Origin of the sequence: Mesorhizobium wenxiniae, from assembly GCF_002284535.1 — a bacterium.
In the GTDB taxonomy this organism is placed as follows: Bacteria; Pseudomonadota; Alphaproteobacteria; order Rhizobiales; family Rhizobiaceae; genus Mesorhizobium; species Mesorhizobium wenxiniae.
Genome location: NZ_NPKH01000024.1, coordinates 282238 through 301485 on the forward strand (window position 1 = coordinate 282238; position 19248 = coordinate 301485).

Here is a 19248-nt window from a genome sequence, read left to right on the forward strand (position 1 = left end):
GAGAATAAGGAAGAAGCCCTTGTCCAGACATGGTTTGTTCGCGGCGTTGCTCGCATCCGTCATCCTGTCGGCCGGCGGCACTGCCGCCCAGGAGCAACCGGCCGCCGCCCCGGCGATCGAGGCGCCGGCTCCCGCGCCTGGGCAGGCTGTGCCAGGCGCGGCCGCGCCACCGGCGATGCAGCCCAACGTGACAACGCCCACCGAGACCACGCCTATCGAGACTGGTCCTTCGACGGCGACGTCTTTGACCCTGCCGCATGATCTGTCGCCATGGGGGATGTTCATGGCGGCCGACATCGTCGTGAAAGCGGTGATGATCGGGCTGGCTTTTGCGTCCTTCGTCACCTGGACGATATGGCTGGCCAAATCTCTGGAGATCCTTGGCGGCAAGCTGCGCGCCCGCCGCGCGGCACAAGCGATCGGCAATGCCGCGACGCTGAACCAGGCCGGGCGCGCGCTTGGCCACAATGGCGGTCCCGGCGCCCTGCTGGTGCGGGCGGCAGAGGAAGAGACCGCGCTTTCGGCCGGCTCGCTCGACCATGTGTCCGGCGACGGATTGAAGGAGCGGGTCACCTCGCGCCTGTCGCGCATCGAGGCGGCGGCGGCGCGGCGCATGTCGCGCGGCACCGGCGTTTTGGCGACGATCGGCTCGACCGCGCCCTTCGTCGGCCTTTTCGGCACGGTCTGGGGCATCATGAACGCCTTCATCGGCATCTCGCAGGCGCAGACCACCAATCTCGCCGTCGTTGCGCCGGGCATTGCAGAAGCCCTGCTGGCCACCGCGATGGGCCTTGTCGCGGCGATCCCGGCGGTGGTCATCTACAACGTCTTTGCACGCTCGATAGCCGGCTACAGGCAGATCCTTGCCGATGCATCGGCAGGGGTCGAACGGCTGGTCAGCCGGGATCTGGATTTCCGCACGGTCGCGCCGGCAAAGCAGATGGCCGCGGAATGAACTCGGAGCGACGCCATGGCAGCTAGAATTCGAGAGAACATCGACGGCGATCTCGCGGAAAACCACGAGATCAACGTCACGCCGTTCATCGACGTGATCCTGGTCCTGCTGATCATCTTCATGGTCGCGGCGCCGCTGGCGACGGTGGATGTCAATGTCGACCTGCCGGGCTCGACCGCGACGCCGGCTCCCCGGCCGGAGACGCCGCTGTTCCTGACGCTGAAAAACGATCTCAGCCTGGCGATCGGCAATGACACCGTGCCGCGCGAAGCCTTCGCCGCCACGCTCGTCGGCAGGACAAAAGGCGACAGGCAGACGCGCATCTTCCTGCGCGCCGACAAGGCGGTCGGCTATGGCGATCTGATGGAGGCGATGAACCTTCTGCGGGGCGCCGGTTATCTGAAGATCGCGCTGGTCGGCCTCGAGACCGCGCCCGGCGAAGCCGCGGCGCCGCAAGTCGGAACGGGCCAATAATGTCGCCGGCGGCCGCCCTGCCGATGGCCGATCAGCGGCGTTTCGGTGTGCGCGAGATTGCCTGGTGGGCGGCCGCGGCTGCGCTGGTTCTGGTGGCGCATGCCGCGATCGGCTATGCGATGCAGAGCTGGCGCCCGGCCGAGCCCGATGGCGGGCCGCCGCAGGCGCAGGTGATCGAGTTGTCGCCGATGGCGTTCACGCCAGCCATGCCGGCCCCGATACCGGACGAGGTGGCGCCCGATCAGCCGGATCCGGCCGAGGAGCCCGTAGCCGAAACGGAGCCTCCGCCCGAATCGCCCGTCGAGCAGGCAGAGCCGGTCACCGAGGCGTCGGAAACCGCTCCGGCCGACACAGTCGAGCCCACCCCGCCGACCATGGCGGAACGGGTCGACCAGCCGCCGCTCGAGGAGGTGCCGGACGTTGCCGAGGCCGTCACGCCGGAAGTGGTCATCCCGCTGCCGCAGCCGAAACCGGTCGAGGCACCCGTCGAGGCCAAGACAAAGAAGCAGGCAAAGGCCAAGGAGCCGGCCGAGGCCAAGGCGGAGAAGCCCGTGAAAGAGGCTAAACAGCGCCCGAAAAAAGAGAAAGCCGCACCGCCCCAGACAGCGGCCAGTCTCGCTGCGAAGCCCGCAGCCAGAGCGGCCGCACCGAAATCGGCCAAGGCGGCCTCGGCGTCCCGCGGGGACTCCAAGAAGTGGAACTCGCAACTGACAAGGTGGATCAATCGGCACAAGCGCTATCCGAAGGCCGCGAAAGACCGCCACTCGGAAGGAACTGTGAGGGTCTCCTTCATGGTGGCCGGCTCCGGCCGAGTGACGTCCGTTCGCATCACTCGTTCCTCCGGGGACCCTGATCTGGACCGCGGTGTAGTCGACCTGCTGCAGGGAGCTACGGTGCCGGCGCCGCCGGAAGGCGTTAGCTCGCGTGTCGATGTACCCTTGACGTTCAGCCTGCGGGAGTTAGGCCGCACAACCGAAAGCCATTTGCCGCTTTCCGGTTCGAAGTTGCCTTTGCCGGATGCGGACAATTGCAGCCCGCAACCCGGCGACGATTTTCGACCATCAATCGTCATCTGGTCGTCACATGCCCGGCATATACATCCATAATTCCGGATTCTAGGATACATGGACAAGAACACCGCTCTTCTCGCATTGGCAGCGCTTGGCCAGGACACCAGGCTCGAGGTTTTTCGCCTGCTGGTCCGGGCGGGCGCAGACGGCGTGCCTGCCGGCGAGATCGCCTCGCGCCTCGGTACGGTGCAGAACACCATGTCGGCGCATCTGAAAGTCCTCGACCATGCCGGTCTGGTCCGCGCCGAGCGCGATGGCCGGACAATCCGCTACGTCGCCGACATGACCGGTTTTCGCGACTTGCTTGCCTATCTCATGGAGGATTGCTGCAACGGCGCGCCGGAGCTCTGCCAGCCGGTCATCCAGGCGGTGACTTGCAACTGTTAGAAGGGAGGACTGCGCCATGAGCGAGCCATACAATGTGCTTTTTCTCTGCACCGGCAATTCGGCGAGGTCGATCCTTGCCGAAGCGATTTTGAACCGTGTCGGCGCCGGCAAGTTCAGGGCTTATTCGGCCGGATCGCACCCGAAGGGAGAGGTCCATCCCTACGCGCTCCAGCTTTTGAAAACCCTCAACCACGACACCTCCTTCGCCCGTTCGAAGGACTGGCAGGAATTCGCGGCTCCCGGCGCGCCCGAGATGAATTTCGTTTTCACCGTCTGCGACAACGCGGCCAATGAATCCTGCCCGGTGTGGCCGGGACAGCCGATGACGGCGCACTGGGGCGTGCCCGACCCGGCCGCCGTGGAAGGCACCGACGCCGAAAAACATCTGGCGTTTGCCGAAGCCTACCGCATGCTCAACAATCGGATCTCGATCTTCGTCAGCCTGCCGATGAACACGATCGACAAGCTCGCCCTGCAGAAACGGCTGGATGAAATCGGCCGCAATCTTGCCAAGGCCGACTAAGCATCATGGCGGCTGACCTGTCCCGTCGCATTGTCGCGGAAGCGCTCGGCACGGCAATGCTCGTCGCGACGGTCGTCGGGTCCGGGATCATGGCGGATCGCTTAACGGACGATGTGGGTCTCACCTTGCTCGGCAACACGTTGCCGACTGGAGCGATCCTGGTGGTGCTGATCACCATACTGGGGCCAATTTCCGGGGCGCATTTCAATCCGGCGGTGACGCTGGTTTTTGCCCTCAGGCGCGAAATCAACGCAACCGCAGCTTTAGCCTATGTCATCGCCCAGCTTGTCGGCGGCGTTGCCGGGACGCTGCTGGCGCACGCCATGTTCGAACTGCCGATTCTACAGATCTCGCAAACCGTGCGGACCGGAAACGGACAATGGCTCGCGGAGTTGGTGGCCGCCTTCGGCCTGGTCTTCACCATTCTGGCGGGACTTCGCTTCCGTTCGGATGCGATTCCCTGGCTGGTCGGCCTCTACATCACCGCGGCCTATTGGTTCACCGCATCGACGTCGTTCGCCAATCCGGCGGTCGCCATTGCGCGAGCGGTTTCAAACACGTTCGCGGGCATCCGTCCTGTTGACCTGCCGGCGTTCGTCGTCGCCGAGCTGCTGGGTGCGCTGCTTGCCATGGCCTTGGCAGGATGGCTGTTCAGCGAGCCCAAACCATCAGACAGATGAGAGCCGCGAAATGACCATCACCATCTACCACAACCCCGACTGCGGCACCTCGCGCAACACGCTCGCCATCATCCGGCAGTCCGGCGAAGAGCCTAATGTGATCGAGTATCTGAAGAACCCGCCGTCGCGCGAACGGCTGGTCGAGCTGATCAAGGCGACGGGAATGACGCCGCGCGAGTTGCTGCGCGAGAAGGGTACGCCGTACGCCGAGCTCAATCTCGGCGATCCCAAATGGACCGACGACGAGATTGTCGATTTCATGCTGGCGCATCCGATCCTGATCAACCGGCCGATCGTGGTGACGCCGCTCGGCACCATGCTTGCTCGGCCGTCCGAAGCCGTTCTCGATATCCTGCCCAAGCCGGATATCGGGCCGTTCACCAAGGAAGATGGCGAAGTGGTGATCGATGCATCGGGGCGGCGCGTCTGAAGGTATAATCCAGTTCTTCGATAATCTTGGAAATAGAACTTGACGACACGCGACAGCAGGAGCTAGCGTATTTCCATGAAACTCGAACAAGCAGCAAAACAGCTCGAGGCGCTCGGCAATCCGACGCGGCTGAAGCTTTATCGCACACTGGTGAGGGCAGGCGAAACCGGACGACCGGTCGGTTATCTGCAGGAAGCCCTCGGCATCGCTGCGTCGACCCTGTCGCATCATCTCCACCGGCTTATCCTGACCGGCCTGGTCACCCAGGAACGCCAGGCAACGACGCTGATCTGCCGTGCCAATTACCCTGTCATGAACGATCTCCTCGGCTTTCTTGCCGATGAATGTTGTGCCGATGCCGTATGCGGCCCGGCTGTCGGCGAGGCTGCTGCGTAACTCTTTTTGGCCTATATTTCTATAATCCTAGAAGCATAGAAGGTGCATCATGGTTCCCAACAGCAATCTCCCGGTCGCCATCATTGGCGGCGGACCGGTCGGCCTGGCGGCTGCCGCCCAACTTGTCAGCCGCGGCCTTTCGGTCAAGGTTTACGAGGCTGGTTCCGCGGTCGGGTCGAACCTTCTGGATTGGGGTCATGTGCGGGTTTTCACGCCGTGGCGCTATTGTGTCGATGCGGTCGCCCGAAAACTTCTCGAGAGCCACGGCTGGCAGATGCCGGAGCCGGAGGCGTTCCCCACGGCTGGCGAGATCGTCGACCAGTATCTCGCGCCGCTCGCAAAGCTTTCCGAACTGGCGCCGTCGATCGAGACTAATGCCCGCATTGTCGCCATTTCCCGGTGGGGAGCCGACAAGGTCTTGAGCAAGGCTCGGGAGACGCGGCCGTTCCTGCTTCTGGTCGAAACCGCCGAGGGCACGCGCCGGGACAGCGCCCGTGCCGTCATCGATGCGTCCGGCACCTGGCAAACGCCGAACCCGCTCGGTGCGGGCGGCTTGCCGGCCGAAGGTGAGAAGGAATTTGGAAACCGCATTGCCTACGGCATACCGGATGTCCTCGGACGGGACCGTCATCTCTATGCAGGCCGCACGACATTGGTCGTGGGCGCCGGCCATTCCGCTGCCAATGCCTTGCTCGAATTGGCGGAGCTTGCGCAAACCGAACCGGGCACCTCGGCACTATGGGTGACGCGCGGCACCGACCTTGTCCGCATCTACGGCGGCGGCGATGCCGACGCCTTGCCGGCGCGGGGCGAACTCGGTTCGGATGTCCGGCATCTCGCTGAGAGCGGCCGCGTGCGGCTGGTGACGGGCTTTGCCACGGTTGCCATTCGCGAGGTCGACGGCCGCCTGGTTGTCGAAGGCCAGACAAAAGACGGATTGCGCACGCTCGGCCCCGTCGACAGGATTATCGCCGCGACCGGTCAGCGCCCTGATCTCACCTTGACCCGCGAGCTTCGGCTGGACCTTGATCCGTGGCTCGAAGGCGTCAAGGCGCTGGGGCCGCTCATCGACCCCAATGAACATTCCTGCGGCGATGTCCCGCCGCATGGTCATCGCGAGCTCAGCCACCCCGAGCCCGATTTCTACACGGTCGGCGTCAAAAGCTACGGCCGGGCGCCGACGTTCCTGCTGCTGACCGGCTATGAGCAGGTCCGCTCGGTCGCCGCGGCGCTCGCCGGCGACATGGCTGCGGCCGATGCCGTGCAGCTGGTGTTGCCCGAGACCGGCGTCTGCACTGTGCCGGCGTCACTTTCAGGCGCGTCCCAGGGTTGCTGCGGCGGGCCGGCGCCGGCTGCTGTCGATGCCTGTTGTGTCGACGACGCCAAGGCGAAGGCGAGCGGCAAGTCAGGCTGCGGCTGCGGCAGCACGCAAGCGATCGCAGCAGTGCGCAGCGGCGATCTCGAGATCGCCGCTCGATGAGCGACCGGAAGATCCCGGCTGCCGCGCTCTGGGCGTTGGGGCTGACGCAGATCATCGGCTATGGCACGCTCTATTACAGCTTCAGTATCCTGGTGCCGTCGATCGCGCTCGAATTCGCCTGGCCGGAACAATGGGTTTTCGGCGCCCTGTCGGCGTCGCTGCTGGTGGGTGGCCTGTTTGCACCGACAGCCGGGCGCTGGGCCGATCGTTTCGGCGCCGGCCGGGTGATGACCTTTGGTTCGCTTGCTGCCGCAGCAGCGCTTGTCGCTTGCGCGCTAGCACCCGGCCGGGTGAGCTTTGTGCTGGCTCTGGTGGCGATGGAGCTGGCGTCCGCCTTCGTGCTTTACAGCGCCGCTTTCGTCGCGATCGTCCAGATCGGCGGAGCCAGGGCGCAGCGCAGCATCACCCATCTGACGCTGATTGCCGGCTTCGCCTCCACCCTGTTCTGGCCGTCGACGGCTGCGCTGCACGAACACCTGACCTGGCGCGAGGTCTATTTGGTCTTTGCCGGCATCAATGTCGCCATCTGCCTGCCCATCCATGCCTGGCTGGCACGGCTGTCGCGTCGGACAGACGAAAGCGCCTCACCGACACCTGCGGCCGTCGCGCCGGCAGGCCGTGCCTTCACGCCACGCGACCGCAGCAGAGTGTTTCTGCTCATGCTTGGCGGCTTCGCGATCGAGGGGTTCGTGCTGTCCTCGATTCTCGTTCACATGGTGCCGCTGACGACGGCGCTCGGGCTTGGCTCCGCCGGGCTCGTCGTAACCACGCTTTTCGGGCCCTCGCAGGTGGCGAGCCGGTTGATCAACATGCTGTTCGGCGGCCGGCTGGCACAGAACTGGCTCGCGGTGGTCGGCGCGACATTGCTGCCGCTCGGCCTTGTCGTCCTGCTGGCGATGACACCATCGCTGCTCGGCGCCATGGCCTTCGTCATCCTGTTTGGATTGGGCTCGGGCCTCGCCAGCATCGTCGGCGGCACGCTGCCCCTGGAACTGTTCGGGCGGGAGCGCTACGGCGCCCGGCTCGGCTGGGTGACGGCCGCGCGTCAGTTTTCTTCAGCGCTTGCGCCCTTTGCCCTTGCCATGGCGATGGCAGGCATCGGCGTCCAACCATCGCTCTGGTTGACCGCTGCGGTCGGAATGCTCGGCATACTGGCTTTCTCGGCAATCATCCTGATCAGGCGGCAGCCTCTCGCGCATGATCGCGTGATGCTTACCTCGGCGAACTGACGTCGCGTGCAGCGTACAGCTGTGCGCAACAGCGAGCGGTCGGCCATGGGCGCTCGACGGGCTGTGATGCGGTTGATAAGCCCTCTCCCCAAGGAGAGTCGAGACATGACCGTTGCGATCGAGATGGGCCATACGACCGCAGGCGCCCCGGGGGCACTGGATCTTGAGGAACTGCTGGCGACCCGCCTTTTGGTGCAGGGCAATTCGGGCTCCGGCAAATCGCATCTGCTGCGCCGGCTGCTGGAGCAGAGTGCCCCCTGGGTGCAGCAGACCATCATCGACCCCGAAGGCGACTTCGTGTCGCTGGGCGAGCGCTTCGGCCATCTGGTAATCGATGCCGAGGAGCATACCGAGCGCGGCCTGCAGAGCGCCGGCGAGCGGGCGCGCATCCATCGCGTTTCCACGGTGCTCAATCTCGAAGGGCTCGACGCCGAGAACCAGATGCGTCGCGCCGCTGCCTTCCTCGGCGGACTGTTCGAGGTCGCCCGCGACCACTGGTATCCGATGCTGGTGGTGGTGGACGAGGCGCAGCTGTTCGCGCCGGCCGTCGCCGGCGAGGTTTCGGACGAGGCGCGCAAACTCTCGCTCGGCGCCATGACCAACCTGATGTGCCGTGGCCGCAAACGCGGGCTTGCCGGGATCATCGCCACCCAGCGGCTGGCCAAGCTCGCCAAGAACGTCGCCGCCGAGGCCTCCAATTTCCTCATGGGCCGAACTTTTTTGGACATTGATATGGCCCGCGCGGCCGACTTGCTGGGCATGGAGCGGCGGCAGGCCGAGGCTTTCCGCGACCTGGAGCGCGGGCAATTCATGGCGCTGGGCCCGGCGCTATCGCGCCGTCCGCTGGGCCTGCGCATCGGCCCGACGGATACCAGCCCGCGCAATGGCACGCCGCGGCTGATGCCGCTGCCGGAAGCAGCCCTTGAGGACGCGCGCGCCATCATCCTGGCAGCCCCGCCGCCGGAAATTGTCCGGCCGCAGCGCCGGTCGTCGCCGGACCTGCTCGATCAATTGATGGCGGCGAAGTCGGCGGCGCTGGAAATCCGCCCTGAACCGGTGGAGCCGCCGATCAGCGCCGAGGATTTGGCGGAGCGGCGTGAGCGGGTGGACCGTGTTCTGCGCGCCGTGCTGGCGCAGCCCGACGCGGGCTTCCGTGTCATCGGCGTGCTTTATCAGGAGTTCGTGGTTCGCTGCCGGATAGAGGGCCTCGCCTCGGTCGTGCCGGACCTTCCCGAGTTCCGCCGCATGCTGACCCGCGCCCGCGCCGGCCTCGGCTCCGATATGGCGGGGGATGACGCTTGGCAGGATGTCTCGGTGCGCGCCTCGCTGCTGCCCGAGGATATGCAAGGTGTGTTCATGATGATCGCCCGCGCAGCGAAGGAGGGCTGGCCCTGCCCGAGCGACGCAGCAATTGCCCGCGCCTATGGCTCACACTCGCTGCGCCGTGCCCGGCGTCTGCTGACCTATATCGAGGAGCAGGGCCTCATCGTCTGCCAACTCGACGGGACTGGGCGGCGGACGGTGACGCTCGTCGAACTGGCCTGGGCGACCGCACCGGGCGACCCTAATGCGGCGGAGGCCGAGCAGGGGCGTTTGGCTGTGTGAGGGGCGGATGGGGCGCCCGGGCTCAGCCAGAAGATGAGGTCAGCCCAGAAGATTGCGCGCCGCTCGCATGAATATTTTCGACCCGATCGGGATCAAATCGTCCGGAAAGTCATAGTCCGGATTGTGCAACGCAGGGTGCCGCTCGCCCGCACCCAGGAAGAACATCGCCGACGAGGCGCTGTGGCCGAACAAGCCGAAATCTTCCGAAGCACGCATTGGCAGGGCTTCTTCTCCGTGCACGACGCCTTCTTCATCGAGAGCTCGCCGCAGATGCTCTACGGCGTCCGGCGCATTGACGCTGGCCACAAATATCTCTTGATAGTCCCACCAGGTAGAAAGGCCATGCTGGCTAGCGATCTGTGTGACCAGCGATTCAGCGGCGGCGCACAGGTTTGCCATGCGCTCGTCGCGCCGGGTGCGCAGCGTCGCCCAGACCTCTGCATGGCCGGGCGCGATGCCGAACACCGCTTCGCCCATCGCGGCATGGGTGACGGTCAGCATGCTGAAGTTGTCGTCGGCAAAAGTTCCGCTGCCAAGTGCCGGGAGTGCCGGCATCAACTGGCTGATTGCCATCATCGGCGAGACGCCGGTCTCGGGCATGGACGAATGCGCGGTCTTGCCCTCCAGCACGATGCGCATGCCGCGTGAAGCGCAGTTCACCACTCCGGTCTTGAGCCGCACCTCGCCGAACGGCACGCCCGGCAGATTGTGCAGCGAGAAGGCGAAATCCGGGGCGATCTCGCCAAAGCGCGGATCGGCGACGACACCGGCAGCACCATTGCCGGTTTCTTCCGCCGGCTGGAACATCAGCACGACGCGACCGCGGGCAGGTTTTTCGCGCCCCAACTGACGGCCAAGTGCCGCCAGGATCGCGGTATGTCCGTCATGGCCGCACATATGCGACTTGCCCGGCACGAGTGATGCATGATCTACGCCAGAAAGTTCATAAATCGGCAGCGCATCGAGTTCCGAGCGAAACATCACCGTCGGCCCCGCCTTGCCGCTTTCGTAGATCGCCGCCACGCCATGCCCGCCCAATCCGGTCAGCACCTTGTGCGGCCCCGTATCGGCGAGGAAGTCGACGACTTCTTTAGCGGTCTCCTCCTCTTCATTCGAGATTTCAGGGTTCTGGTGCAGCTTGCGCCGCCACGCTATAAGCTCGACGATGTCTCGATTGGTAAGGGTCACGTGTTCCAACTCCGTTTGCGCTCCATTTTAAGCAAAAGCAGCCATTGCTCCAGGGCCAAGGAGTCTCGAAATGGAAGACCGGGAGCTCAGAGTGCCCTTGGGTTGTAAGAACCAGCATTCCGGCGATCCGTTCGAGCCTTGGCCTTCTCGCGCACAATGGGTCAAGCGGATGCCGTGAAGCCTGGCCGACATGATCATCCGCCGCTCGCCCGCGCGGAGCTGCCTGAAGATACGGCCGCTCTTGCCCACTATCTCATCGGCAAGCTGGTGGTGCGGGCGTTGCCGGAAGGCATCGTCAGCGGCCGCATTGTCGAGACCGAGGCCTATGTCGCCGGCGATGCCGCCGGGCACGGTTACCGGGGAATGACCCCGCGCAACCGTTCGCTGTTTCTTGAGCGCGGGCACGCCTACGTCTATCTCGCCTATGGCCTCTCATACATGCTGAATGTTTCGAGCGAGACGGCTGGGATCGGAACCGGCGTGCTGATCAGGGCGCTCGAGCCGCTCGAAGGCGTCGGAGTCATGCGGTTCCATCGCGGCGTCGAGCGCTTGCGCGACCTGGCGCGAGGACCGGGTAGGCTGGCTGCCGCGTTGCGAATCGACCGGTCGCTCGACGGGCTCGATCTTTGCCGGGAAGGCCCGCTATGGCTGGCACGAGACGACCACAAAGCAGGCGAAATCGGGAAGAGCATTAGGATCGGCGTTTCGAAGGACGCGGATCGGCTATTGCGATTTTATGTCAGGGGGAGTGCGTTTGTCAGCGGCCCAAGATCGCTGAGCCAGGGGCAGCGGTAGTAGCAGAGTTGCAGGTAAAGCATCGGAGTCTGATTTGCGCCCAGAAGCGGGCAATCGAGTGCGATTTATGTGGTAACCGCAATGGGCCGTCTGCTGTCCTTCCGGTTTCGGGCGCGATGCGTTATAAAGCTGACGTTCCTCTTGCGACTTCGAGTCGGTCATCTGGTGGGAGGCGCCAGAGCCCCAAAGGCGGACGATCGACAGCTTTTCGAGGTGAGCGTAACCAGATTCGTCAACGGACGGATGCTGAAAGACGGCACCGACCCGAGAACAGTAGCTTTATCATTTTTTTGAGTCCTGCGCGGTAAGGTTCCGTGCATGTGGTTGAAGACTTACTTGATCATCACCGGCATCGGCGCGTTCGTGGCGCTGACAATGCCCTGGCTGGTCATCATCGGCAGTTTCCTGATTATCCCGGGGATCATCCTCGCGTCGATGCCAACGGCTTTCATGTATGGCGTCGCCTTCGCGCTGTTCCGCTTGCTGCTCGGAGGTTTCCTTTCAGGGGTTCCTCTGAACGTCATGTCGGGCGCTGCGACGCTGGCACTGTTCTGGACCATCCCCCAGCCAGGCCTCACCTGGGCGAGGGGCATGCTGGCCAGCCTGAAGGAGCCGGACATTCAGGCGAGCGCACCGATTGCGCTCAAGGGCGACATTCTCCTCGCCCGCCCGTTCGAGGGCCGTTGCGATGCACTGTGCGCGGCCTTGCTCAAGACCCCGGGCGTCACTTCGGTCCGCGTCCAGACCCCTCGCGGTCATTCCAATACCTATCGCATCGTGCCGGACTCGACGCCCGGCAAACGAAGCACCGTCATCGGGCATGGCCTTCTGGAAGAGCGGCGCTACGATGCCTCCGATCCGCTCGCCCCTCAGCGCGCGCTGGAAGCCGAATGGAACCTGATGATGTCAGAGGGCAAGGCGCTGCTGCAAAGCGACGACGCCCTCGAACCCGACTTCACCATCGCGATCGAGGACGGCCCTGCCGTGCCCGATGCCAAGCCCCGATGGGGACGGGTGGATTGGTCGCTCGAACCCTCCGCACCCCACCGCAAGGCGCTCACCATCACCGACGCCGGTGAACAGGTGCTGCTGCGGCAGTCGATCCTGTCGATCTTTGCCCCGGCGGCGCCGATGCTGATCGGGACTTCGGGCGGGATCGAGAACTTCCGGTTCGGCTGGGCGCGTCGGCGGCTCGGTGACGGAAGGATGTACGCCGAGGTTCCGGTCAACCGGTTGCTACTCGACCACACCAGCGTTTCGCGCGGCGTGGATATGGAAGCGGCGAAAACGAGAACGCGCGAGGAACTTGCCAGAGCGCTCGACGATTCGCGTAAGCCAGTGAGCGATCCCGCGTTCGCGCTCGCCAATCAGTGGATGGACTCGTTCCGCGCGAACGACCAGCCGCTCGGCGAGAGCGACCGGCGTCTGCTGGTTCGCATCTTGGAGGACCCGCGGGTGCGATCCTCAGACGGGCTGTGGGCGATCATCAAACAGGTCGATGGCGACTCCGCCGGTCTGCGGCGGCTCGCCGCCCGCCGCTACCTCGCGGCCATCGACAAGAAGGAGGCGCGCCACTGGATCAATGCCCTGGCCGGCCTCCCTGTAGGTGCATACGCCGATCCTCTGCCGGAAGAGCGCGAGATTCTCGCCGATCCGGCGGTCAGCCGCTTTGCCACCGGCCTGATCAAGCGCCAGGGCGACCGCGGCGTCGATGCCGTGCCCGACCTGTTGCGGCTGCTGCGCGAGTACTCCGTCTACGATCCGGGCAAGTATGGCTTCAGCGACCTGACCGCGGCTACCGATGCCGTGCGAAGCGGCTTTCGCCGCATTGGCCCTGCGGCCTCTTTCGCGCGGCCTGAGATCGAGCAGCTCCTGGCTTCGCCGGGTCTGGAGTACCGCTACAAGACGCTCGGCCAGGAAGAATGGGACACGCTGCTGGTCGTCCTCGGGAAGCCTGTCGAAACGCTTACCAAGCCGGAAAACCGAGGTGGTACCGACGCGAGGTACCGCGAGCGCGTCGCTCAACGGGCCGCCAAGCCTTACGATCCGCGCCGGGATTGATCGCCGAAACGGAAAGAAGAATCTTCGGGGACAGAGCTACGTCCGGCGACAGGATGGATGATGGGCTGGCCCATTCGGGTGTCGCGCGGTCTGAATGTCCGGATCGTTTTCAGTGTCGATCAATAGCTGCCATTCCGCTTTCCACCATGAGCGGTCGCTATCCCTCTGGGGTCCTGCCACGCGGTTGGGTAAAAGCCAATCAGCGTACTGCTGGGACTGTCCGGGAATGGGCAGTCAGAGCGGCCGCTAGTACGTTGGCGTGACGGTGAAGCGTGACAGTCAATCCAAGCACACCACAACCCTCGTAGCCGGACATGTTCACCGGCGTCTAGCTCGATCGAGGCGACATTAAGCGGACCGACGGGATCTGCCGGCTGCGCGGAGACGATCGCCCCAACTCAAGAAACGCTTGCCGCGCAATGCTGATCGATGGTAGGCGCAGTGCGAATGCAATGCCACCGTAGGTGGTTCAGCGTCGTGAGGCATTCCCATGCATTGCGTCCTATGGAGCTATCCGTCGCCAGTGGGCCTTACGACACCGATGGCGGACAAGCTGTTTGCAGATGTTGCCGACATGTATCTCAGTGTGCCGGGGCTTGTGCGCAAATACTTTGGCTACTCGGAGGACGGGCGGACAACCGTCGGCATCTATCTCTGGCAATCCAAGGCAGACGCTGATGCATTCTACAGCCCAGACTGGATCGCGGGGGTGACCAGCCGCTGGGGCGTGATGCCCACCAAGAGCGAGTGGCACGTGCCGCAGGTGGTCGAGAGCGCTGAAGGCAGGGTGATCAACGAATACACCCACACATTGGCGGACGCCGGATAGCTGAAAAAGTCGGCGTGAGACCTTAGGAGGGTCAATGAGCTTCGGATGGGGCCCTTCAGGAGTCTCCGAGTGACCACCCGGCGGCTGGCAGCTATTCTGGCAGCCGACGTCGTGGGCTTCTCGTCCATGATGGAGCGCGACGAGGAAGGTACCTTCGCACGCATCAAGGCACTTCAGCGCACCATCCTCGCGCCCCAGATCGCCAACCACCAGGGGCGCCTGGTGAAGACCACGGGCGACGGTTTCCTGGCCGAGTTTGCGAGCCCAATTGAAGCGCTCCGCGCGGCCATCGCCATACAGGGCGCCATCAACCTATCCTCGGACCGGCCGGACTGCCCGTCAAACCCGGTTGCAATTCGGATTGGCATCAACCTCGGCGACGTCATCGTCGAGGATGATGGCGACATCTACGGCGAGGGCGTCAATGTCGCTGCTCGCCTCGAAGCACTCGCGCCAGCGGGCGGCATCCTGATCTCCGGCAAAGTGCACGACGAAGTCGAGGGCAAGCTGAATTGCGGCTTTGAGGATCGAGGCTCAAAATCGGTCAAGAACATCGCTCGGCCGGTTAGGACCTACCTCGTCCAACGTGAAGAACCGGCCGCGGCTCGCTCGATACGCGGTGCCGCCCTGCAGCAGGAGATCGAATATTGCCGTGCCCCCGACGGCGTGCGCCTCGCCTGGGCCAAGGTCGGCACGGGCCCGCCGATCGTGAAGGCGGCCAATTGGCTCAACCATCTCGAATACGATTGGGAGAGCCCGGTATGGCGCGCCTTTCTGGAGCGGCTGGCGAGAGGCAACACCCTGATCCGCTACGACGCTCGCGGCAACGGCCTCTCGGATTGGGATGTACCGGACGTCTCCCTCGACGCATGGGTGAGCGATCTTAAGGCTGTGGTGGATGACGCAGGTCTCGACCGCTTTGCCCTGCTCGGCGTCTCGCAGGGCTGTGCGGTCTCGATTGCTTTCGCGGAGCGCTATCCCGAGCGGGTGTCGCACCTCATCTTGTATGGCGGGTTCGCGCTTGGCGCTCGCAAACGCTCGCCTGAGAGCAGGGCGAAGCGAGACGCCATGGCAACCCTGATGCGTTTTGGTTGGGGTGCGGATGAGCCAGTCTTCCGCCAAATGTTCACCTCGCAGTTCATGCCCGACGCCACAAAGGAGCAGGCGGACGTCTGGAACGAGCTTCAGCGGCGGACGACCTCGCCCGAGTGCGCGGTCCGCTACTTCGAAACGGTAGGTGACCTCGACGTGCGCGATCTCCTGCCTCGGGTGCAGGCACGGACCCTCGTAATGCACGTCCGCGGCGACCTCATCGCTCCGCTCGAGAGCGGGCGCGAGGTGGCGGCCGGCATACCGGACGCACGGTTCGTTGCGATGGAGGGGCGCAGCCATTTGGTCCAGGAGGGCGAGCCTGCCTTCGAACGCATATTCGAGGAGATACGGCTATTCTTATCGAGGTGACGCCCCGAATCTTCTCTGCTTCGAGCGAGCTAGGCGGTGTGGACGGATTTGACGGAGATCAAGCAGGCGGCGAGTGCGACGAAGCGACACCCAATTCAGCTTCGTTGAAACACCCCTGCTGGAAAGGTTGAGTGGCTACAGCCGAACGTCCGCTTGTGTGCAAACGTGCCGCCTCGCCTGTTCACTCGGATGTCGGCTTTTGGATGCGGCTAGGGTCTACTCAACGACCGACATGCTGCGCAAAGCAGCCATGCCGCCGTCGCGTGTGAGACTCTGCTTCGGGTCACAAGCAGAACAGCAGCCCCCTACGGCTCGTCCCTCTCATCGCGCAAATTAGACACAACGCGGCGGTTCTGCGACCTGCAGGCGGTGTCGGGGCAGTCGCGGACGAGCCTGTCCTTGCCGTAGCCCTTGGCCCACATGCGGTTGCGGTCTATGCCGCCGGCGGCGAGGTAGTCCATCACCGCATCGGCGCGCTGCTGCGACAGCGCCGTTTCACTTGCGCCGGGATCGTCGGCGAAACCCTGCAGCTTGAGCAGCCAGCGCGGATGCTTTGCTAACCAGGCGATCTGGGTGTCGAGGGTGGCCTTGGCGACAGAATCGAGCGCGGCCGAACCTTGCGTGAAATAGGTGCGGCGGCCGACATTGAGTATAAAATCCTCCTCGCTGCCTGGCTGCACGTTCTGGAAGCCGGCAACCTCGGTGTTGGTGATGTTGGGCGTGGAAGGGGCCAGCGTGTTGCTGGTCGAGCAGGATGCGGCCAGCACCAGCATGCCGGCGGCGAGCAGCCGGCGCGTGTTTTCAATCATGCGGTTCATGAGGCGCCAATCATTCGACAGTGGTGGAAGCGGGCGCCTGGTCGGCGATGTGCGGCAGGACCTGCACCGCGGTGCCGATCGGGCAGCGCTGGTAAAGGTCGATGATGTCTTCCGGGAACATGCGGATGCAGCCGCTGGAAGCGTCGGTGCCGATGCTCCATGGCTCCAGCGTGCCATGCAGGCGGTAGCCGGTGTCGGCGCCGTTGCGGTGCAGATAGAGCGCGCGCGGCCCGAGCGGATTGTTGGACGCGCCGCCTGCGACCATGTGCGGTAGGTCCGGCCTGCGCTTACGCATTTCGGGGGGCGGGACCCATTGCGGCCACAGCGCGCGGCGGTCGATCGTCGCGCGGCCGTACCATTTGAAGCCGTCCTTGCCGACGCCGACGCCGTAGCGGATGGCGGTCTTGTTTTCCATGATGACGTAGAGGAAGTGGTGGCGGGTATCGACCACGACGGTGCCGACCGGCTCGCTGCTGAAATACTTGACGATCTGGCGATGCCATCTCTTGTCGATCTTGGCGAAGTTGGTCTTGCGATAGACAAAATTGTTGTCGCTGGCGGTACCGGCGAAAAAGGATTTTGCCGCCGCGGCTTGAGCAATATTGCTGGTTGCACCCACCGCGACCATCGCCAGGCCGCCGAGCACGACACCCCTGCGTGATAAAACCATCGGCAATTTTCCCCCCATGCCAAAAGCCTGGCGGACCATAGTCGAGAATTACTTCGCCTCAAAGTGGAAAATGCTGCGTTGCTTCAGTCCGCCGTGTCCGGACATTCGGCAATTTGGCGGCGAGTGACCGTTGTGGCAATCTTGCCGAGGACGAACGTCTAACCTAAACCCCATCCAGGATCTTAACCAAATTGGCGCGACTGTTTGGGACCGGGCGTAGTTGCGACATTTGCCCTATCCGGACGTGTGAGCGATGCCGTGGGCATGATGCATGCTTTTTTTCGTTCGGTTGCTGCGATGATCGCGATGTCCGGCGTGGCAGGTTGCACCAGCATTTCCTACTACGCACAATCCTTGAAGGGTCACGTGGAGATCATGGCGGCGCGCCAGGATGTCGGAGAGCTGATCGACAATCCTTCGACCCCTGGGACATTGCGCGCTCGAATGGCATCGGCGAGCGCCATCCGACAGTTTGCGATAGATGAACTAGCGCTGCCGGACAACAATAGCTACCGCAGCTATGTTGACGTTGGTCGGGACGCGGTGACATGGGCCATCTTCGCAGCGCCGGAATTCTCGCTGACGCCACGAACATGGTGCTTTCCGGTGTTCGGATGCGTTCCGTACCGAGGATACTTCTCCAAAAGGTCTGCGATTGAAACCGCTGTCGAACTTCAGAGACAGGGCCTGGACGTCTATGTGACGGGCATCACTGCATATTCCACGCTCGGCTGGTCAAGTGACCCGCTGCTGAGCACCATGCTCAGCCAAGATGAAGCGGGTCTTGCAGGGCTGGTGTTCCATGAGCTGGCCCACCAGCGCGTCTACGTACAGGACGATTCCGCGTTCAACGAGGCGTTCGCTGCCGCTGTCGAAACAACCGGTGTAAGAAAATGGCTGCGCGCGAATGGGGATACTGCCGGTTTGCGCCGTTACGAAGCCGACCGGAGGCGCAGAGCTCAATTTCTTGCGCTGGTGTCGCAGACCCGAGACGAGCTAAGGCACGTCTATGACGACAGCGCTACCTCTGAGCAGAAGCGGGCCGCAAAGATAGCCGCGATCGAACGGCTGCGAATGCGCTACCGAGAGATGCGCGACAGTCGCTGGCGTGGATACCGGGGATACGATGTCTGGTTCGATTCTCCGATTAACAACGCGAAGCTCGCCGCGACTTCCGTCTACGGCGATCGGGTGGCGACGTTTCTCCGCTTGTTCGATTTGTGTTCGGGCGACTATCCACGATTCTTCGCGTCGGTTCGACGGATAGGAGCGTTAGACAAATCTGACCGCGCCGAAGCGCTCAAGGCGGCAGATTCATGCGATTGATCCGGTCAAATCCGAAGGCCAGAAGCGGCGAATCGGTCGCTGATGTGCTCGGCAAGCCGGCGCAGGTGATTGAATTGACCGTTTGTCGGCCGATTTCCCAGGTACTTTGACGTCGGCGGGGCCGGAAGCCGCATGTCGGCCTACAGAAGCCAAAAGCGGACTTGCCTGAACTCCCCGCGGGATCTTGGACCACAATGATTGCCGGCGGGCCGTGGCGCCTCAGCGTGCGCCCCTACGAGGCCGAAAACCTCACGCTCACGCCGCGCTGCCGAAAATAAGCCTGCATTAGCTTGCGGCCCGAACGGTTGTTCTGCGCCAGCCTGGTTGGATCGAACACCGCTTGTTCTATCCCCTCTCGCGCCAGCGCTGCTTTGAGCGCCGCGATATGTGCATCGATGTCGGCATTGTTCGCCCGGAGCGCTGCATAGATGCTGTCGGTCGCCTCGGCCACGGTCGGCTCGCTCACGGGTGTACTCCTTTGGCTATTCGGGCGGCGGCTTAGCACAGATCAGCGGCTTCGCCGATACCGATAAGACGGCTAGATGGGCGGCAACAGTGTTCCTTGGGGTCGGTTGTAAATCATGGGTTCCGCCTGAGTCGGAGACGCAAGCCATGTCGACACGAACGAGTGAGGAGGATTGGACGCACACGTTCGAGTATCCAGGCTTGCCTGCCGCGACGCGGGGGGCGTGAGGAAGTTCACCTCAAATTGCTCTTCGGAAACAGCACGCGATCGGGTTTTGCATTCATTCGCGCCAGCATTTCCTTGATCAAGCGTGTTTTGGTGCGCCCCGCTTCCTTCGGCGGCACAAGGTAACGCACGATGGCCTCGAGCCAGGTGTTTTCACTGACGCGAAAATGAACCACGGGA

20 protein-coding genes and 1 pseudogene are annotated in these 19248 nt (G+C 63.7%); 16 read left to right on the forward strand and 5 right to left on the reverse strand.

What is annotated here, in order from left to right:
• The first annotated feature begins 19 nt into the window (after positions 1-19).
• The 11 genes from exbB (at position 20) to CIT31_RS20805 (ending at position 9229) form a co-directional block, all read left to right on the forward strand.
• A complete protein-coding gene (gene exbB, locus CIT31_RS20755; protein ID WP_095520194.1) occupies positions 20-955 on the forward strand; it encodes a tonB-system energizer ExbB in 936 nt (311 codons plus the stop codon).
• Positions 956-970: 15 nt separating this feature from the next.
• The gene (gene exbD, locus CIT31_RS20760; protein WP_095520140.1) at positions 971-1429 is read left to right on the forward strand and encodes a TonB system transport protein ExbD; all 459 of its coding nucleotides are present in this window, start codon (positions 971-973) and stop codon (positions 1427-1429) included.
• Positions 1429-2535, forward strand: a complete 1107-nt coding sequence (locus CIT31_RS20765) for an energy transducer TonB (RefSeq protein WP_095520141.1) — start codon at positions 1429-1431, stop codon at positions 2533-2535. The genes exbD and CIT31_RS20765 overlap by 1 nt, the downstream gene beginning before the upstream one ends.
• Positions 2536-2553: 18 nt before the next feature.
• Complete coding sequence (locus CIT31_RS20770; RefSeq protein ID WP_095485001.1) at positions 2554-2886, forward strand: ArsR/SmtB family transcription factor; 333 nt, start codon at positions 2554-2556, stop codon at positions 2884-2886.
• Positions 2887-2902: 16 nt separating this feature from the next.
• Complete coding sequence (locus CIT31_RS20775; protein ID WP_095520142.1) at positions 2903-3409, forward strand: arsenate reductase ArsC; 507 nt, start codon at positions 2903-2905, stop codon at positions 3407-3409.
• Positions 3410-3414: 5 nt separating this feature from the next.
• The gene (locus CIT31_RS20780; protein WP_095520143.1) at positions 3415-4089 is read left to right on the forward strand and encodes an aquaporin; all 675 of its coding nucleotides are present in this window, start codon (positions 3415-3417) and stop codon (positions 4087-4089) included.
• 10 nt (positions 4090-4099) lie between these two features.
• Complete coding sequence (arsC, locus tag CIT31_RS20785) at positions 4100-4519, forward strand: arsenate reductase (glutaredoxin) (protein ID WP_095520144.1); 420 nt, start codon at positions 4100-4102, stop codon at positions 4517-4519.
• Between the two features lie 75 nt (positions 4520-4594).
• Positions 4595-4915 (forward strand): ArsR/SmtB family transcription factor, encoded by a 321-nt coding sequence (locus CIT31_RS20790; RefSeq protein ID WP_095520145.1) that lies wholly within the window; start codon positions 4595-4597, stop codon positions 4913-4915.
• A 49-nt stretch (positions 4916-4964) separates the two neighbouring features.
• Complete coding sequence (locus tag CIT31_RS20795; RefSeq protein WP_095520146.1) at positions 4965-6395, forward strand: NAD(P)-binding domain-containing protein; 1431 nt, start codon at positions 4965-4967, stop codon at positions 6393-6395.
• A complete protein-coding gene (gene arsK / locus CIT31_RS20800; protein WP_095520147.1) occupies positions 6392-7624 on the forward strand; it encodes an arsenite efflux MFS transporter ArsK in 1233 nt (410 codons plus the stop codon). Before CIT31_RS20795 ends, arsK begins: the two co-directional genes overlap by 4 nt.
• A gap of 105 nt (positions 7625-7729) precedes the next feature.
• Positions 7730-9229, forward strand: coding sequence for a helicase HerA domain-containing protein (locus CIT31_RS20805; protein WP_095520148.1), 1500 nt, complete (start codon positions 7730-7732; stop codon positions 9227-9229).
• 39 nt (positions 9230-9268) lie between these two features.
• Here CIT31_RS20805 and CIT31_RS20810 read toward each other — a convergent pair whose 3' ends face one another.
• Positions 9269-10417, reverse strand: coding sequence for an amidohydrolase (locus CIT31_RS20810; RefSeq protein WP_095520149.1), 1149 nt, complete (start codon positions 10415-10417; stop codon positions 9269-9271).
• 156 nt (positions 10418-10573) lie between these two features.
• On the opposite strand from CIT31_RS20810, the gene CIT31_RS20815 reads away from it, so the two are divergent.
• From CIT31_RS20815 to CIT31_RS20830, 4 genes are all read left to right on the forward strand, one after another.
• Entirely contained in the window at positions 10574-11212 is a 639-nt protein-coding gene (locus CIT31_RS20815; protein ID WP_095520195.1) for a DNA-3-methyladenine glycosylase, read from the forward strand.
• Between the two features lie 336 nt (positions 11213-11548).
• Positions 11549-13273 carry a hypothetical protein gene (locus CIT31_RS20820; RefSeq protein ID WP_133116195.1) on the forward strand — a complete coding sequence of 575 codons (1725 nt, stop codon included), beginning with the start codon at positions 11549-11551 and terminating at the stop codon, positions 13271-13273.
• A 541-nt stretch (positions 13274-13814) separates the two neighbouring features.
• Positions 13815-14102: a monooxygenase gene (locus CIT31_RS20825; RefSeq protein WP_133116196.1), complete on the forward strand. Its 288-nt coding sequence runs from the start codon at positions 13815-13817 to the stop codon at positions 14100-14102.
• Positions 14103-14171: 69 nt separating this feature from the next.
• Positions 14172-15563, forward strand: coding sequence for an alpha/beta fold hydrolase (locus tag CIT31_RS20830; RefSeq protein WP_245316412.1), 1392 nt, complete (start codon positions 14172-14174; stop codon positions 15561-15563).
• A gap of 305 nt (positions 15564-15868) precedes the next feature.
• Here CIT31_RS20830 and CIT31_RS20835 read toward each other — a convergent pair whose 3' ends face one another.
• A complete protein-coding gene (locus CIT31_RS20835) occupies positions 15869-16381 on the reverse strand; it encodes an OmpA family protein (protein ID WP_095520153.1) in 513 nt (170 codons plus the stop codon).
• Positions 16382-16391: 10 nt separating this feature from the next.
• The gene (locus tag CIT31_RS20840) at positions 16392-17051 is read right to left on the reverse strand and encodes a L,D-transpeptidase (protein ID WP_095520196.1); all 660 of its coding nucleotides are present in this window, start codon (positions 17049-17051) and stop codon (positions 16392-16394) included.
• Positions 17052-17315: 264 nt separating this feature from the next.
• Here CIT31_RS20840 and CIT31_RS20845 point away from each other — a divergent pair, with 264 nt between their 5' ends.
• Complete coding sequence (locus CIT31_RS20845; RefSeq protein WP_425350628.1) at positions 17316-18377, forward strand: aminopeptidase; 1062 nt, start codon at positions 17316-17318, stop codon at positions 18375-18377.
• A gap of 232 nt (positions 18378-18609) precedes the next feature.
• Here the strand turns inward: CIT31_RS20845 and CIT31_RS20850 are convergent, their stop codons facing one another.
• On the reverse strand, positions 18610-18843 hold the full coding sequence (locus tag CIT31_RS20850; protein WP_095520154.1) for a hypothetical protein: 234 nt from the start codon (positions 18841-18843) through the stop codon (positions 18610-18612).
• Positions 18844-19076: 233 nt separating this feature from the next.
• Positions 19077-19248 (reverse strand): annotated as a pseudogene (locus tag CIT31_RS20855) (mechanosensitive ion channel family protein); the annotation flags it as partial.